Source organism: Aestuariivirga sp., assembly GCF_041738905.1.
GTDB lineage: Bacteria > Pseudomonadota > Alphaproteobacteria > Rhizobiales > Aestuariivirgaceae > Aestuariivirga.
The window spans coordinates 9,601-27,687 of sequence record NZ_JBGSOZ010000199.1 but is presented as its reverse complement, the minus strand read 5'-3'; the positions used below and the strand labels follow the sequence as shown (position 1 = coordinate 27,687).

Here is an 18,087-nt window from a genome sequence, read left to right as displayed (position 1 = left end):
GATGTTTTCCAGACGTGAGTTCCTGCAGTTCGGCGCGGTGGCGGCAGCACTCCCTGTATTTTCCAATGGCATAACCCGCGCTGCCGCACAGCAGAAGCTCACGCAATCCGACCTTCTCAAGTTCGACAGCAAGGGTCAGGTGACGCTGCTGCACCTCACCGACATTCACGCCCAGTTGAAGCCAGTCTACTTTCGCCCGCCATCGGAGAATTTCGGCGTCGGCGCCTTCGAGGGAATTCCGCCCCATCTGGTGGGCGAGGCCTACCTCAAGCACTTCGGCATCGAGCCCGGCAGCGCCTATGCCTATGCCCATACCATGGTCGATTACGTGAACCTGGCCATGGCCTATGGCAAGCTCGGCGGCCTTGATCGCACGGCGACGCTGGTCAAGGCCATTCGTGCCGAACGCGGCGACGACAAGGTGCTCTTCCTCGATGGCGGTGACACTTGGCAAGGCTCGTTCACATCGGTCAAGACCAATGGCCAGGATGTCGTCGACTGCATGAAGCTGCTGAAGCCCGATGCAATGGTGGGGCACTGGGAATTCACCTTCGGCGAGGATCGCGTCAAGGAAATCATCGAGGGCATGGGCTATCCCTTCCTCGCCAGCAACATCTTCGATGCCGAATGGGACGAACCGGTCTTCGAGAGCACGGCGATGTTCGAGAAGGGCGGCGTCAAGGTCGCGGTCATCGGCCAGGCCATGCCCTACACGCCGATTTCCAATCCGAAGTGGATGTTCCCCAAGTGGTCCTTCGGCATCCGCCCCGAGGTATTGCAGGCAAATGTCGACAAGGCGCGAGCCGATGGCGCGGAGATCGTCGTGCTCCTGTCGCACAACGGCTTCGACGTCGACCAGAAGCTGCCAACGGTCGTCAGCGGCATCGATGTCATTCTCACCGGCCATACCCATGACGCCGTGCCGCGCGCTATCGAAATCGGCACCACGCTCGTCCTGTCGTCGGGGTCGCACGGCAAGTACCTCGGCCGCATCGACCTCGATGTGAAAGATGGGAAGGTCGCAGGCTATTCCTCGACACTCATCCCTGTCTTCGCCGATGTCATCGAGCCCGACGCCGAGATGGCTGCCAAAATCGCTGAAGTCCGCTCGCCTTTCGAGGCCGATGCGACCCGTGTTCTCGGCAAGACCGAGGCCCTCCTCTACCGGCGCGGCAATTTCAACGGCACCTGGGACGACCTGATCTGCGAAGCATTGATCGAGGAGCGGGATGCCGAGATCTCGCTCAGCCCCGGCTTCCGCTTCGGCACGACGCTGCTGCCCGGTCAGGACATCACCGTCGACGATCTCTACACCCATACGGGCATCAGCTACCCAGCCGTCTACCGTCTCGAGTTCTCCGGCGCGCAAATCAAGGAGATCATGGAAGACGTCTGCGACAACCTCTTCAACAAGGACCCCTTCTTCCAGCAGGGTGGAGACATGGTCCGCGTTGGCGGCATGGGCTACACCTGCGCGCCCAAGGAAGAAATCGGCAATCGCATTTCGGATCTGACCTTCCTCAAGACCGGCGAACCCATCGATCCGGCACGCAACTATGTCGTTGCCGGCTGGGCCTCGGTCAACGAAGGCGTCGAGGGCCCGGCGATCTACGACGTTATGGAAAGCTACATTTCCAAGAAGAAAGTCATCAACATGCCCGGCAACCAGACCGTCAAGGTCACAGGCATGTAGCGGACAGGTAAACATCATGAAGGCAAGCAAGTTGTTGTTGAGGAGAAGCTGGTGACCGAGAGGACGAGAACCGGATCATCGTCATCGCGCCGCGGATTTCTGAAGGCGGGTCTCGCCGCCGGGAGCGCAGTGGCGGTTGCAGGCGTAACGGGAGCCGCGCAGGCCGACGGTGACCCATTGATCACCGAGATTCAGGACTGGAATCGCAACCTCGGCGAAGGCGTGGACGCCATGCCCTATGGCGTGCCGTCGCCCTTCGAGAAGAACGTGGTCCGCCGCAACGTGGCGTGGCTCACAGCGGACTCCAAGAGCTCCATCAACTTCACGCCGCTCCACGAGCTTGATGGCATCATCACGCCGAGCGGCGTGTGCTTCGAGCGCCATCATGGCGGCGTGGCGGAAATCAATCCGGTCGATCACCGGTTGATGATCCACGGTCTGGTCGACACGCCGCTGGTCTTCACCATGGAGGACCTGAAACGGTTCCCGCGCGAGAACCGGGCCTACTTCCTCGAATGCGCCGCCAACACCGGCATGGAGTGGAAGGGGTCGCAGCTCAACGGCTGCCAGTTCACCCACGGCATGATCCACTGTGTGATGTATACGGGCGTGCCGCTCAAGTACCTGCTGCAGGAGGCCGGCGTGAAGACCGAAGGCAAGTGGATACTAGCAGAAGGCGCTGATGCTGCCGCCATGACGCGCTCTATCCCGCTCGACAAGGCAATGGATGATTGCCTCGTCGCCTTCAAGATGAATGGCGAGGCGTTGCGTCCCGAGCAAGGCTATCCGGTGCGCCTGTGTGTTCCGGGCTGGGAAGGCAACATGTGGGTGAAATGGCTCCGCCGCCTTGAGGTGGGAGACCAGCCCTGGGCCCAGCGCGAGGAAACATCGAAGTACACCGACCTGCTGGAAAACGGCAAGGCGCGGCTTCACACGTGGGAGATGGACGTAAAGTCCGTCATCACCAATCCCAGCCCGCAGGCGCCGATCACCCACGGCAAGGGCCGCACCGTGATCACCGGGCTTGCATGGTCTGGGCGCGGCCAAGGCCTCATCACACGGGTCGATGTTTCGATCGACGGAGGAAAGAACTGGCAGACCGCACGCCTTGACGGGCCGAGCCTGCCAAAGGCGCTGCATCGTTTCTATCACGAGTTCGATTGGGACGGATCTGAACTGCTGCTGCAATCGCGCGCCATCGACAGCGAGGGGCTGGTGCAGCCGACCAAGGATGAGCTTCGCGCCGCGCGTGGCGGCAACTCGATCTATCACAATAACGGGATCCAGACCTGGTGGGTCCGCAAGGACGGGACGGCGGAAAATGTCGAAGTTTCGTAAGGGCGCGCTGGCAGTAGCGGGTTTGATCACACTCACGGCCGCCCCCGCATGGGCCGAGGGCGATGCAGCGGCAGGCGAAAAGGTGTTCAAGAAGTGCACGGCCTGCCATGCGGTCGGCGAAGGTGCAAAACACAAGGTTGGCCCGCAGCTCAATGGTGTCATCGGCCGCACAGCAGGCACAGCCGAGGGCTACAAGTATTCCAAGGCGATGATCGAGGCAGGTTCGGGCGGGCTGATCTGGAATGCCGAAACGGTGTCGCAATATCTCCACGATCCCAAGGCCTTCGTGAAGGGCAACAAGATGGCCTTTGCCGGCCTCAAGGAAGACGCCGACGTCGCAAATGTCATCGCCTATCTGGCAGACTTCCCGGGCGCGGTGACGGGTGCTGGCGAAGCTCCAGCTGCTGAGGCACAAGTGGCGGAGTCTGCTCCAACTCCGGAAACCGCTCCGGCACCCGCGGCAGCGGATACAGAAATTCCGGACCATGGATTGCTCCATCTGGGCCGCAAGGCCACCGAGGATGAGATCGCCGCCTGGGATATCGACATCCGCCCGGACGGCCTCGGCCTTCCCGAAGGCAAGGGCACCGTGGCGCGGGGCGAAGAGCTCTACGTCGAGAATTGCGCTATTTGCCATGGCGAGTTCGGCGAGGCCGTAGACCGCTGGCCCGTTCTCGCAGGCGGACACGATACCCTGAAGAACGAGCGGCCCGAAAAAACCATCGGTTCCTACTGGCCTCATGCCTCGACAGTATATGACTACATTCGCCGCGCCATGCCCTTCGGCAGCGCACGCTCACTGAGCGATGACGATGTCTATGCCCTTACCGCCTATGTGCTCTATCTGAACGACGTGGTGACCGATCAGGAATTCGAGCTGTCGAAGCAGAACTTCACCAGCATCACGCTTCCAAACGCCGACAACTTCATCCCCGACGACCGGCTGTCCGAGCCGCATTACGCGGGAAAGAAGGAGCCTTGCATGAAGGACTGCAAGCCGAGTGTCGAGATCACCGCGCATGCCCTCGTGCTTGACGTGACACCCGACAGCGATGGCGAAGGCCAGGGCGCAATCGAGTAATCCGGCACAACGGAACCATGAGGTTTAAGGCGGGTGAAGCAGATCGGCGCAGCAAGGAAGATCGGAGCCTGTTTCCTCCCCAGGCTGGCCGCGATCCTGTTTGTTGCTGCCTTTCTTGTTTCACCTGCATTGGCGGATGACCTGTCCGGCGAGGCATTGTTCGGCCAATGCAAGGCTTGCCACGACATCGGCCCCGGCGCCCGCCACAAGGTTGGGCCGCATCTGGATGGTTTGATGGGCCGGAAGGCAGGCTCGATCCCGGGATTCAACTATTCCGGCGCCATGAAAGCCGCTGGCGGCTCCGGTCTTGTGTGGAACGCCGAGATGCTGAAGCTCTACCTCGAACGTCCGCGCGATTTCATTCCCGGCAACCGAATGTCTTTCCGCGGCATGGCCGAGGCGGACAAGCGCGACGCACTGATCGGGTGGCTGGAGTCATTCTCCGCCGTCTCCCCTGCTGATGATCCCGCAGCCGCCGCGTCTTCCGGAGATCATCAGGCGGGAAGTTTCGCCGACATCGTGCTCGCCCTCAAGGGTGACCGCGACTACGGCGAATATCTCTCTGGCGAGTGCGTGACATGCCATCAGGTGTCGGGCCACGCCGATGGCATTCCCTCGATCGTCGGCGTGCCCCGCGATTACTTCGTCCGTGCACTGTTTGAATACAAGGTCAACATCCGCAGCAACGAGGTGATGAAACTCCGCGTCAATAATCTTGGCAACGAGGAGATTGCCGCGCTCGCCGAATACTTCGGTACGCTTTCGCCACAATGACGAAGCGGTTTCGTGACCAACCATAACAGATTTCAACGGGAGAAAATCATGATCACCCTCTCACGCCGCCGCTTCGGCCTTCTCGCGGGCGCCTTCGCTGGAAGCCTCGCCATGCCTGCCTATCTCCGCGCCCAGGCCAAGCCACGAGTCGTGGTGATCGGCGGTGGTGCCGGAGGCGCCACGGCGGCGCGCTACATCGCCAAGGATTCGGAAGGCGCCATCGACGTGACGCTGATCGAGGCCTTGGACAAGTACACCACCTGTTTCTTCTCCAACCTTTATCTCGGTGGCTTCCGCGACTTCGACTCGATTAACCATAGTTATGACAAGCTCCAGTCCAACTACGGGATCACCAAGGTGACCTCGCGCGCCACGGCGGTCGACCGTGACAAGAAGGAAGTGACCCTGCAGGACGGCTCGAAGATCGCATACGACCGCCTCGTTGTGTCGCCAGGCATCGATATCGTGTGGGACTCGGTTCCGGGCTACTCGGAAGAGTTGGCCGAGATCGCCCCCCACGCCTGGAAGGCGGGGCCGCAAACGCAACTGCTGCACGGCAAGCTGAATGCCCTGAAGGATGGCGAGAACATCGTGATGGTGGCGCCACCCAATCCCTACCGCTGCCCGCCCGGGCCCTATGAGCGCATTTCCATGATGGCCCATGTGCTCTATGCCAAGGGTTACAGGAACAGCAAGATCTTCGTGCTCGACCCGAAGGACAAGTTCTCCAAGCAGGGGCTGTTCCAGGAAGGCTGGGAGAACCACTACCCCGGCATGGTGGAGTGGATGGGGCCCGACGTCCATGGCGGCATCAAGTCCGTCGACGTGAAGGCGGGAACCGTCGAGACCGATCTCGATACCTTCGAGGGCGCGCTGCTCAACATCATTCCGGCACAGAAGGCAGGCGCCATCGCGCAATCGGCGGGACTTACCGATGACAAGGGCTTCTGCCCCATCGACGCAACGTCCATGCGCTCGAACATGGATACTAACGTCTTCGTTCTCGGCGACGCGGCGATTGCGGGCGACATGCCGAAGTCCGCCTTTTCGGCCAACAGCCAGGCCAAGGTGGCGGCCATGAACATCCGGGCCGACCTTCTCGGCTCCAAGGCTTTCCCGGCACGCTATTCCAACACCTGCTGGAGCCTGATCGAGACGGACGACGGCGTGAAAGTCGGCGCGCAGTATGAGCCGAAGGACGGCAAGATCGCCTCTGTCAGCAACTTCGTCAGCCAGACCGGAGAAGAGGCCGCTGTGCGGAAAGCCACCTACGAAGAGTCGCTCGGCTGGTATGCCGGAATCACGTCGGACATTTTTGGAGGCTGACTTCGGATCAACGTGCTCCTCCCCTCCGCCCAGTTCGGGCGGGAGGTCATCTCACTACACCTGCAGCGGACAATGCCTCACCTCCGCGGAAGGAAAAGGCCTGGTAGCTGTTCATGTCCTCATCATTTGAGCAGATCACTTTCGTGTTCTCGATTCCGTCGGGGTGTTGAAGAATCCGAAAATCAACCAGCGGCATGCCAAGCGGTATGCCTTTGAAGTCGATGCCAGGAGCGGCAAGTGCCAGGTTCGTGAACAGCACTGAAATACAAGCCATTGACAGCAGTCGATTGGAAAGGGCGTATGGCATGGTCTCTTTCAACATTATCGAATGGTCATGGGAGGACGTCGCGAGTAACTTGCCTCAATTATCATTGCTCTTCAACACAGTGAAGCCGTTCAAGCAACAAGCAATATGATCATTGCATCCAGAACCCTACTGTTACTGTAAGGTTTGGAAAGGAACCGCGCTCCGACCGGGAGGTGCAGTTCCGCGATTGTTCATGATTCGAAGGTCGTCGCCGTGCCGGTCCTGTTCACATGGGCCTCTCGCGGCCAAGCTTCGGAATATGTGTATGATGGCAACAGCGCGACTGCCGCTGGTGATCACCTTGAACATACGCTTCCCCTGCCGGCATGCGCACAAAGTGTGGCACGACATGCGCTTCACGGTGAGAGCTGATTGCGCCCAGGTTTTAGCCCAGCCTTCCCGTTTTCTCTTGCTTGTTCGACCTGGAGCGCCCATCTGAGCATAGAGCATTGGCACTCTCGTGCTACGAGCGCCAATCTGTCTTTGTCCAACATATTACAGTGAACAGCGACCATCGCTGACAGCGCAGGCTCGTGCCTTGCGAAGCCATATTCTTTTGAAGGATGATCCCATGCAGTTCCGTCCGTTGCACGACCGCGTCGTCGTAAAGCGCATCGAAGAAGACACCAAGACCAAGGGCGGGATCATCATCCCCGAGAACGCCCAGGAGAAGCCCATGCAGGGTGAAGTCATCGCCATTGGCCCCGGCGGCCGCGATGAGTCCGGCAAGATGATCCCGGTTGACGTGAAGGCCGGTGACATCGTGCTGTTCGGCAAGTGGTCTGGCACCGAAGTCAAGATCGACGGTACCGAGTACCTCATCATGAAAGAGAGCGACATCATGGGCGTTCTCGAAGGAAAGCCGGCTTCCCGAAAAGCCGCCTGACCGCTTGGTCTTCTCTGCCTCATTTCATTTTCTGTTTCTGAAGGACACACATAATGGCTGCCAAGGACGTAAAATTTTCAGGCGAAGCCCGCGAGCGCATGCTGCGCGGTGTCGACATTCTCGCCAACGCGGTGAAGGTCACCCTGGGGCCCAAAGGCCGCAACGTGGTGATCGACCGTTCTTATGGTTCACCGCGCATCACCAAGGACGGCGTCACCGTCGCCAAGGAAATCGAGCTTGAGGACAAGTTCGAGAACATGGGTGCCCAGATGCTGCGCCAGGTTGCCACCAAGACCAACGACATGGCGGGCGACGGCACAACAACGGCAACCGTGCTTGCACAATCGATCGTGCGCGAAGGTGCCAAGGCTGTGGCTGCTGGACTGAACCCCATGGACCTGCGGCGCGGCATCGAACTCGCTGTAGCGAGGGCGATTGGCGATCTTAAAGTCCAGTCGAAGAAGATCGCGTCATCAACCGAGATCCAGCAGGTCGGCACGATCTCCGCCAATGGCGAGAGCGAGATCGGCGAGATGATTGCCAAGGCGATGGACAAGGTGGGCAAGGAAGGCGTCATCACCGTCGAGGAAGCGAAGAGCATGGAGACCGAACTCGACATCGTCGAGGGCATGCAGTTCGACCGCGGCTATCTCTCACCTTACTTCATCACCAACGCCGACAAAATGTTGGCCGAGCTTGAGGATGCCTACATCCTCCTGCACGAGAAGAAACTTGGAAACCTGCAAGCACTGTTGCCGATCCTTGAAGCCGTGGTGAAAGCGGGCGCACCGCTCGTCATCATTTCTGAAGATGTCGAAGGCGAAGCACTAGCAACGCTTGTCGTCAACAAGCTACGTGGCGGCCTCAAGGTCGCTGCCGTCAAGGCGCCGGGCTTCGGAGATCGCCGCAAGTCCATGCTCGAGGATTTGGCCGTTCTCACCGGCGGCCAGGTCGTGTCCGAGGACCTCGGCATCAAGCTCGAGAACGTGACGCTTGAAATGCTCGGCCGCGCCAAGCGCGTGCGGATCGACAAGGATACGACCACGATCGTGGATGGCCATGGCGACAAGGACAAGATCCAGTCGCGCATTGGCCAGATCAAGGCGCAGATCGAGGAATCCACCTCGGACTACGACAAGGAAAAGCTGCAGGAACGCCTTGCCAAGCTTGCGGGCGGCGTTGCCATCATCAAGGTCGGCGGTGCCAGCGAGATCGAAGTCAAGGAACGCAAGGACCGTGTCGACGATGCACTGAACGCAACGCGCGCAGCCGTTGAAGAAGGCATCGTTCCGGGCGGCGGCGTCGCGCTGCTGCGTGCCAAAAAGGCGGTTGATGCGCTGTCATCCGACAATGCCGATATCCAGGCCGGCATCAGGGTCGTCTCGCGCGCACTCGAGTCCCCGCTCCGCCAGATTGTGGAGAATGCCGGTGTCGAGGGCTCGATCGTGGTTGGAAAGCTGCTTGAAAGGACCGGCAGCTATGGCTTCAACGCCCAAACGGAAGAGTATGTCGACATGGTCAAGGCCGGCATCATCGATCCGACCAAGGTCGTGCGCGTAGCACTTCAGGATGCGGCCTCCGTTGCCTCGATCCTGATTACCACGGAAGCGATGATCGCCGAGCGCCCCAGAGACAGTGATGCCATGCCATCAATGGCCGGCGGCGGCATGGGTTATTGATCCAACTTCAACTCGAGTGCCGCGGGGACATCACTCCGCGGCACAACTCTCTCGCAACAGGAGGACTGAAGACATGGCCAAGGGCGAACAGAGGAGCAATCGCGAAAAGAAGAAACCGAAGCAGGAGAAGGTTAAGCCGATTGCTGCCGTTTCGATGTTCTCGTCCGGTAAGTCCGACCTGAAGAAGTCGATGAACACCGGAAAGAAATAGCACTTCCACCGTCCATCGGCGGAGTGTGATTCTCAAGGCTGAAGCCTGCGCCGGCCGATGCACGCGAAGCCGTGCCCATTTTTTGCGTCGTTCCCAATGGGCTCTAGATCCCGCCGGATCCCTCAAGCTGCAGGGAACTTTGTTACCTCCACTCACGTTACATATTCTTATGCGACTCGCTCGCCGATGGCCCGTTTGTTTGGTGTCGCATGGCGACGGAAAGATCCATATGCTCCTCAATCTCCGGACCCTGTTCTCGCCTTCGTCTTCTATGTCGCTTTGGGACAATAAGGACCCGGTCCGCGAAGAATTGTTCAGCGTTGAACGGCTTGAAGAGCATGCACTAAGCCTTGCGGCAGCCCAGCCAGTAAATCCGGTTCAGGCCCGGGGCCATTCATTGTCGCGGCGTCTTGAAGACAATGGCGCAGTCATTATGGACGCCTATCGCAACACCGTTGTTGCGATCAGCGAGGGCCGCGCCATTACTCCGGCCTCAGAATGGCTGGTGGACAATTATCATCTGGTTGAACGCTACATACGCGAGATACACTCCGACCTGCCGCCCGGTTACTACAGGCAACTGCCAAAGCTGACAGACGGGCCCTTTGGTGGCTACCCCCGCATGTTCGGCCTCGCATGGGCCTTTGTTGCCCACACCGATAGTCGCTTCGATTCCCACATGCTGCTGCGCTATCTTCAGGCCTATCAAACCGTACAGCCGCTGAGCATCGGCGAACTGTGGGCCGCTTCAGTGACGCTGCGAATCGTGCTGATCGAGAACTTGAGGCGGCTTGCGGAATATATCGTGCAACATCGCCGCGAACGCGCCGAGGCCGACAAGCTCGCCGACCGTCTGCTGGGTGTAAATGGCCAGACACCCGAACCTGTGGAGGACGTGCTTTCAGCCCATAATGATGGGCTGCTTGCGGACGCCTTCGCGGTGCAACTTGTTCATCGGCTGCGGGATCAGGACCCCCGGATTACGCCTGCTCTGGACTGGCTCGACCGGCGCCTCGCCGCGCAGTATAGCTCACCCGATGCGGTCGTGCGCGAAGTTCACAGGCGGCAGGGCGCATCCAATGTCTCGGTACGCAATGTCATTACCAGCCTCCGGCTGATTTCCGATGTCGACTGGCGGGATCTCTTCGAGGCGAGCAGCCTCGTGGACGGCATTTTGGCGGAGGGAAGCACTTTCCGCGAAATGGATTTTGCCACACGCAATCTCTACCGCAGCGCCATCGAGCAAATAGCGCGAGGCTCCGGCCTAACCGAAATCGAGGTTGCCCAGCGTGCCATGCGTTCCGTTTCAACGGCACAGAGAAAAGCCGACACAATTCTCGATGAGCGGCTGTCGGACCCCGGATACTTCCTGCTAGCCGCAGGTCGCGCGGCCTTCGAACAAGATATTGGTTATCGTCCCTCCATTCGCGCCCGGCTGGCACGCCTGAATGACGCGGTGGGCATTCGCGGCTATGCGGCGGGCGTCATACTTGTCACGGCGTTGCTGCTAATCATTCCCATTGTCGTTCTGCCGCATTTTGGACTCGGCGTTCTTCCGTTGATGGCGCTTGTTGCGCTTGGAGCCATTCCGGCGGTCGACGCTGCCGTGGCTCTCGTGAACCGTGCCGTGAGCATCGGCTTTCTGGCCGCGCGCCTACCCGCGCTGGCATTGCGGAACGGCATTCCCGATGATCTCCGCACGGTCGTCGCCGTGCCGACCCTGCTGACTTCGGCTGCTTCCATCGCAGAGCAGGTGGAGCGGCTCGAAATCCATTATCTTGCGAGTCCGGACAACAATCTTCACTTTGCCTTGCTGTCCGACTGGAAGGACTCTTCTTCCGATACCGACGAGGGCGACGCGGCGCTGCTCCATGCGGCGGCTTCAGGCATCAATGGCTTGAATGAGCGTTATGGCCCGGCCACCTCCGGCCCCCGCTTTCTTCTTCTCCATCGCCGCAGGATGTGGGCTAAGAGCGAGGATCGCTGGATCGGCTGGGAGCGAAAGCGCGGCAAGCTTCATGAATTGAACCGCTGGCTCCGTGGTGCTGACGATACCAGTTTCATATCCATCGATGGCGTGAAGCCGGTGCCACCACCCGATATCCGCTATGTCGTCACGCTGGATGCTGACACGCGTCTCCCGCGCGATACGGTGTTGAAGCTCGTCGGCAAGATGGCACATCCCCTGAACCGTCCGCGCTTCGATGCAAGTGCCGCACGCGTGACCGAGGGCTATGCCATTCTGCAGCCGCGGGTGACACCATCGCTGCCGATGGGCGAGGAAGGCTCCCTCTTCCAGCGCATATTCTCAAGCGTCAGCGGCATCGATCCCTATGCCTCCGCTGTGTCCGACGTCTATCAGGACATGTTCGGCGAGGGCTCCTATGCCGGCAAGGGCATCTATGACGTCGATGCCTTCGAGGTAGCGCTTGCTGGCCGCGTTCCGCAATCAACACTTCTCAGTCACGATCTCTTCGAGGGTATCTTCGCACGCGCAGGTCTCGCGTCCGATGTCGAAGTCGTTGAGGATTATCCCTCGCGCTATGATGTCGGCGCATTGCGGCACCATCGCTGGGCCCGCGGCGACTGGCAGTTGCTGCCATGGGTTCTCGGTTCCGTGCCCTCGTCCGAAGGGGCAGATCCGGCGTTCAACGCCATTCCGCCTGTCGGGCGCTGGAAGATGATCGACAATCTGCGCCGCACCCTGACAGCGCCTCTGGCGATCATCGCGCTCATCGCCGGCTGGATGATGCCGTTTCAGGCGGCATTGATCTGGACGATATTCATCCTGACGACGATCGCGCTTCCATCGATTATTCCCGTGGTCGCAGCTATTCCCCCGCGCCGTTCTGGCGTAACGATGGCCAGCCACGCGCGCGCGCTTGGCGGCGATTTCCGACTCTCTTTGTCGCTGTCGGGGCTGGTCGTCACTTTCCTCGCGCACCAGGCCTGGCTTATGGGTGATGCGATCATCAGCACGCTGTACCGGCTGTTCATCTCGCGCCGGAACATGCTGGAATGGATACCCGCCGCCCAGGCCGGAGCAGGCCGCAGCCTCGACCTCGCCGAGTTCTACCGTGTGATGGCTGGAGCACCGATTATTGCAGTTCTTGCTGTCGGACTGTCGGTGATCGCGGGACAAGGCTCATGGCCGCTCGCCATGCTGTTCGCGCTCTTGTGGTGCGCTTCGCCAGCCGTTGCGCTGCAAGTGAGCCTTTCTCCAAAGCGCGCCGGGCAAGTGCATGTGGGAAGCGATGATGCGCAGGCGCTGCGGCTGACCGCACGGCGGACATGGCGCTTTTTTGAAAGCTTCGTGACGCCGGACGACAACATGCTGCCACCCGACAATTTCCAGGAAGTGCCCGCGCCGATTCTGGCGCACCGTACGTCACCTACCAACATCGGGCTTTATCTTCTGTCGGTGGTGAGCGCGCGCGACTTTGGCTGGATTGGAAAGCGCGAAGCCGTGGACAGGCTGGAAGCGACCTTCACTACGATGAAGGCACTGGAGCACTTCAGGGGCCATCTCTTCAACTGGTACGACACGCGCGATCTTCGTCCTCTCGATCCCCGCTATGTTTCGACCGTCGACAGCGGCAATCTTGCCGGGCACTTGATCGCGCTGGCCAATGCTTGCAGTGAATGGCGGCGCACGCCGGGTGCTGAAGATCAATGTCTCGCCGGCATTGTGGATGTGATCGATCTCGCGCGCGATGAGGCGGCGCGATTGCGTGATGGCCCCCGCACCCAGACTGCAACATGGGAGCAACTTGATGCTGCGCTTCTGATGCTAGCCTCCGATTCAGGGCGAGACCTGAACACAGATGAATCCATCTCGACACGATTGGCGGCACTTGCTGCCCAGGCAGATACTGCTGCAGATATAGCATTTGCGATCGCCAGCGAGCGCGGAACTGGATCGTGCATCGACATGCTCTACTGGGTGCAGAGCATCGCGAGCACGATTGATGCCCACCGGAATGACGCCCTTCACGATGCCGAGGCCCGCCTCATTGCACTGGAGATCGAAAGCCGGGCCATGGCGCTCGACATGGACTTCGCGTTCCTGCTCGACAAGGACCGCATGCTGCTCTCCATCGGTTACCTCATGCATGAAGGTAAGCTCGACGAGAACTGCTACGACCTGCTGGCGTCGGAGGCGCGGCTTGCAAGCTTCTTCGCCATCGCGAAGGGAAATATTCCGGCGCGCCACTGGTTCAGGCTTGGCCGCTCCGTGACACCGGTGGCCCACGCGGCGGCACTCGTCTCGTGGTCGGGATCGATGTTCGAATACCTGATGCCGTCGCTCGTCATGCGGGCGCCTGCCGGGAGCCTTCTGGAACAGACCAGCCGCCTGATCGTGCGCCGTCAGATCGACTACGGTGCATCGCTGGAACTCCCATGGGGAATTTCGGAATCCGCCTACAACGCGCGGGATCTCGAATTCACCTATCAATACTCCAATTTCGGCATTCCGGGTCTGGGTCTGAAGCGCGGACTTTCCGAAAACAGCGTCATTGCACCTTATGCCACTGCACTTGCCGCGATGGTCGATCCTGCCGCGGCCACAGCCAATTTGAAACGGATCGAGAGCGAAGGCGGTCTTGGACGCCACGGCTTCTACGAGGCACTGGACTACACGCCCTCGCGGGTTCCAGAAGACAGGAGTGTCGCCGTGGTGAAAGCCTTTATGGCGCATCACCAGGGCATGACCATCGTTGCCATCGCCGACACCTTGTTCGGTGGCAGGATGCGGGCGCGCTTCCATGCGGAACCGATCATGCAGGCGACCGAACTGCTGCTGCAGGAGCGCATGCCGCGTGACGTTTCTGTTGCGAAGCCTTGGGCATCCGAAGTCAAGACAGGTGCGAGATCCCGCGACATTGAGCCTTTGGGCGGCCGACGCTTCTCGTCCGCCGGTCAGGCAGCGCCCCCGACGCTGCTGCTCTCCAATGGGTACTACACCACCATGCTGACCACGGCCGGTTCGGGCTATAGCTCATGGGGCGACATCGGCGTTACGCGGTGGCGCGAAGACGCGACACTCGATGACTATGGTTCCTATGTTTTCCTGCGGGATGTGAACAGCGGTGCCGTGTGGTCCGCAGGCTTCCAGCCGAGCGGCATCGAGCCCGACGATTACCGGGTGAACTTCAACGAGGACCGGGCCGAATTCACCCGGCAGGACGGAACGCTGACAACGACGCTCGATATACTGGTGTCGCCCGAGGACGATGCCGAGGTTCGCCGCGTGTCGATCACCAACAGCGGCAACCGAATGCGCATCATCGACGTCACGTCCTATGCCGAACTCGCACTGGCGGCACCGGCGGACGACATGGCGCATCCGGCCTTCTCCAAGCTCTTCATCGAGACAGAATACCTGAGCGATGTTGGGCTCATTCTTGCCACAAGGCGGAAGCGCGCCGCGGGCGAGGCCGAGCTCTGGGCCGGGCATCTCGCCGTCGTCGATGGTGATATCGTTGGAAAGCCGCAGATCGAAACCGACCGCGCCCGTTTTCTGGGCCGGGGCCACGGAGTGCGTTCACCGATTTCAGTGATGGACGGGCGCGTCCTGTCGAACACCGTCGGAACGGTGCTCGATCCCGTCTTTGCATTGCGGCACCGCGTGCGGGTGGCGCCGGGCGCCACTGTGCGCGTCGTGTACTGGACGATGGCGGCATCGAGCCGCCAGGCGCTTCTCGACTGCGCCGACAAGCATCGCGATACGACTGCCTTCAACCGTGCGGCGACACTTGCCTGGACACAGGCCCAGGTTCAACTGCATCATCTCGGCATCACCGCGGGCGAAGCGGCGCTTTTCCAGCGTCTTGCTGGTTATCTGATTTACGCTGCGCCTGCTTTGCGTCCTTCGTCGGACGCCATCACACGCGGTGTGGGCGCGCAGTCGGGCCTGTGGTTGCAAGGCATTTCAGGCGATTTGCCCATCGTGCTGCTGCGGATTTCCGACACAGAGAATCTCGACATCGCACGCGAGCTGCTGCAGGCGCATGAGTATTGGCGCATGAAGGGACTGCCGGCGGACCTCGTTATACTCAATGAGCGCCAGTCGTCCTATGTGCAGGACTTCCACATCGCCCTCGAAACCCTTGTGCGCACAATGACGACGAGGCCCGATCCCGCCACGGGCCGGAAAGTGCAGGGGCGCGTCTTCGTGTTGCGCGCCGATCTCATTCCGGCGGAGGCGCGGGCGCTTCTGTCATCGGTGGCGCGGATCGTGCTTGTGGCCCAGCGCGGAAATCTCTTCGACCAGCTCGACCGACTGTCCGAGGCCGTCAAAACGCCAAAGACAATCGCGAGGGCGCTTCCCGTTTCCGCTGCACCTCAGCCGCCGCTTGCTGTTCCCCATCTCGAATTCTTTAACGGGCTTGGTGGCTTCGCCGATGACGGCAAGCAGTACGTTACAGTTCTCGGTCCTGGCCAATCGACGCCAGTGCCTTGGATCAACGTGATCTCCAACCCCGCCTTCGGCTTTCAGGTTGCAGCAGATGGAGGCGGCTATACATGGTCCGTCAACAGCCGCGAAAACCAGCTGACGCCATGGTCGAATGATCCGGTCACCAATCATCCGGGCGAAGCCTTCTATCTCCGTGATGACGATACCAGCGCCGTGTGGAGCCCCACGGCACATCCGATCCGCGATGACAAGGCCAGCTACATGGCCCGGCACGGCCGAGGCTTCAGCCGTTTCGAGCATATAGCGCATGGCGTTGTCAGCGACCTCGTCCAATATGTTCCGCTCGATGCGCCGGTGAAGATCTCACGGCTCAAGCTGCACAACAATTCGAACCGAACGCGCCATGTGAGCGTCACAGCATATGTCGAATGGGTGCTAGGCCGCGCGCGTTCCGGCTCGCTCGCCTTCGTGACGACGTCGATCGATCCAGCCACAGGAGCAATGCTGGCCAGGAACCCGTGGAACCGTGATTTCGGATCGCGGGTAGCCTTCGCTGACTTCCGCGGGGCGCAGACGGACTGGACTGGTAACCGCAAGGAGTTCATCGGCCGCAATGGCAGTTTGTCCTCGCCCGCCGCCCTGGGCAGCAACGCACCTTTCTCCAAAACCACAGGCGCAGGACTGGACCCCTGCGGTGCCTTGCGCACCAGGCTCGAGATTGCGCCGAATGCGAGTGTGGAGGTCGTGTTCCTGCTTGGCGAGGCGGATCATGCGGAGGAAGCCCGCACTATCATCTGCCGGTACCGCAGCATCGATCTTGATGCCGTGTTGAAGGAAGTCGAAGCCCATTGGGGTGCAATGCTCGACAGCGTGACAGTCAAGACGCCAGACAGGGCGATGGACATCATGCTCAATGGCTGGCTCATGTATCAGACGATCGCCTGCCGCGTGTGGGCGCGGTCGGGCTTTTACCAATCCAGCGGCGCCTATGGCTTCCGCGACCAATTGCAAGACGGCATGGCACTGGCCGCCATCGAACCCGCGATGACCAGAAGCCATCTGCTCAGGGCGGCGGCGCGGCAGTTCGTTGAAGGCGACGTGCAGCATTGGTGGCTGCCGCATTCCGGCCAAGGCGTTCGCACCCGCATCTCGGATGACCGCGCATGGCTCGCCTACACAGTTGCACATTATGTCGAAGTCAGCGGCGATGCTGCCGTGCTCGACGAGGTGGTACCGTTCCTTGAGGGCCAGCAGTTGGAACCTCATGAGCATGACAACTTCTTCCTGCCAAATATCTCCGACGAGACCGCCACGTTGTTCGAGCACTGCGCGCGGGCGCTGGACCAGAGCCTCATCGTCGGACGTCACGGCCTGCCGCTGATCGGCACTGGCGACTGGAATGACGGCATGAACCGTGTGGGCGAGAAGGGCGAGGGCGAAAGCGTGTGGCTCGGCTGGTTCCTCCATGCCGCACTTGCAGCCTTTGTTCCGGTTGCGGAAGCACGGGGCGACCTCGACCGCACCGCACGCTGGCGTGAGCATATGGCCACGCTTGAAATCGCCCTCGCTGAAGAGGCCTGGGATGGAGAATGGTATCGCCGGGGCTTCTATGACGACGGCACAGCGCTTGGATCCTCGCTCAGCGATGAATGCAAGATCGACTCGATCGCCCAATCATGGTCAGTGCTATCCGGCGCCGCTGATGGCGCCCGCACCAGAATGGCCATGGAAGCGCTGGAGCGCTCGCTGATCAAGCCGGATGATGGCCTTGCGCTGCTGTTTGCCCCGCCCTTCGACAAAACGTCTCATAATCCAGGCTATATCAAAGGCTATCCGCCTGGCATCCGGGAGAACGGCGGGCAGTACACCCATGCTGCGACGTGGTCCGTCATGGCCTTGGCGAAACTCGGCGAGGGCAACAAGGCCTTCGACCTTTTCGCGATGCTCAACCCGATCAACCATGCGCGAACGCGGAGTGAAGTCCATCGCTACAAGGTCGAGCCCTATGTCGTTGCCGCCGACATTTATGCAAGGGCGCCCCACGTAGGCCGTGGCGGCTGGACCTGGTACACAGGCTCGGCAGGCTGGCTACAACGCGCAGGCATCGAAGCCATTCTCGGCCTCCGGATAAAGGGAAATTCCCTGCACCTCAACCCGTGCATTCCACGGCATTGGCCTTCTTTCGACATGACACTCCGCTACCGCTCGGCAACCTACGCCATCAGAATCGAAAACCCGGAAGGTGTCTGTAGCGGGATCGCATGTTCGACTCTGGATGGAGTGCCAATTCTAACTCCGCCTAATCAAATGCCGCTTATTGATGACGGTTTGGCTCACGTTGTTGTCGTGAGACTTGGATGAGTTGCACACCAGC

At 60.5% G+C, this 18,087-nt stretch carries 11 protein-coding genes; 10 read left to right on the top strand and 1 reads right to left on the bottom strand.

Annotation, left to right across the window (positions count from 1 at the left end; translation table 11 throughout):
* Position 1 precedes the first annotated feature (1 nt).
* The 5 genes from soxB to ACEW8Q_RS19295 are packed head-to-tail and all read left to right on the top strand — an operon-like array spanning position 2 to position 6,212.
* Complete coding sequence (gene soxB / locus ACEW8Q_RS19315) at positions 2-1,693, top strand: thiosulfohydrolase SoxB (protein WP_373505693.1); 1,692 nt, start codon at positions 2-4, stop codon at positions 1,691-1,693.
* 51 nt (positions 1,694-1,744) lie between these two features.
* Positions 1,745-3,031, top strand: coding sequence for a sulfite dehydrogenase (soxC, locus tag ACEW8Q_RS19310; protein ID WP_373505692.1), 1,287 nt, complete (start codon positions 1,745-1,747; stop codon positions 3,029-3,031).
* Positions 3,015-4,112, top strand: a complete 1,098-nt coding sequence (locus ACEW8Q_RS19305) for a c-type cytochrome (protein ID WP_373505691.1) — start codon at positions 3,015-3,017, stop codon at positions 4,110-4,112. The genes soxC and ACEW8Q_RS19305 overlap by 17 nt, the downstream gene beginning before the upstream one ends.
* Before the next feature lie 33 nt (positions 4,113-4,145).
* Complete coding sequence (locus ACEW8Q_RS19300; protein ID WP_373505690.1) at positions 4,146-4,886, top strand: c-type cytochrome; 741 nt, start codon at positions 4,146-4,148, stop codon at positions 4,884-4,886.
* Between the two features lie 51 nt (positions 4,887-4,937).
* Entirely contained in the window at positions 4,938-6,212 is a 1,275-nt protein-coding gene (locus tag ACEW8Q_RS19295) for an FCSD flavin-binding domain-containing protein (RefSeq protein ID WP_373505723.1), read from the top strand.
* A gap of 46 nt (positions 6,213-6,258) precedes the next feature.
* On the opposite strand, the gene ACEW8Q_RS19290 is transcribed toward ACEW8Q_RS19295, so the two are convergent.
* Positions 6,259-6,519, bottom strand: coding sequence for a hypothetical protein (locus ACEW8Q_RS19290; RefSeq protein ID WP_373505689.1), 261 nt, complete (start codon positions 6,517-6,519; stop codon positions 6,259-6,261).
* A 144-nt stretch (positions 6,520-6,663) separates the two neighbouring features.
* Between ACEW8Q_RS19290 and ACEW8Q_RS19285 the strand changes: the two genes are divergently transcribed.
* From ACEW8Q_RS19285 to ACEW8Q_RS19265, 5 genes are all read left to right on the top strand, one after another.
* A complete protein-coding gene (locus ACEW8Q_RS19285) occupies positions 6,664-6,891 on the top strand; it encodes an alpha/beta hydrolase (RefSeq protein ID WP_373505688.1) in 228 nt (75 codons plus the stop codon).
* A gap of 199 nt (positions 6,892-7,090) precedes the next feature.
* Complete coding sequence (gene groES / locus ACEW8Q_RS19280; protein ID WP_373505687.1) at positions 7,091-7,405, top strand: co-chaperone GroES; 315 nt, start codon at positions 7,091-7,093, stop codon at positions 7,403-7,405.
* Positions 7,406-7,458: 53 nt separating this feature from the next.
* Positions 7,459-9,084: a chaperonin GroEL gene (gene groL, locus ACEW8Q_RS19275; RefSeq protein ID WP_373505686.1), complete on the top strand. Its 1,626-nt coding sequence runs from the start codon at positions 7,459-7,461 to the stop codon at positions 9,082-9,084.
* 73 nt (positions 9,085-9,157) lie between these two features.
* Positions 9,158-9,295 (top strand): hypothetical protein, encoded by a 138-nt coding sequence (locus ACEW8Q_RS19270; protein ID WP_373505685.1) that lies wholly within the window; start codon positions 9,158-9,160, stop codon positions 9,293-9,295.
* Positions 9,296-9,728: 433 nt separating this feature from the next.
* The gene (locus tag ACEW8Q_RS19265) at positions 9,729-18,074 is read left to right on the top strand and encodes a GH36-type glycosyl hydrolase domain-containing protein (protein ID WP_373505684.1); all 8,346 of its coding nucleotides are present in this window, start codon (positions 9,729-9,731) and stop codon (positions 18,072-18,074) included.
* The last annotated feature ends 13 nt before the right edge of the window (positions 18,075-18,087 follow it).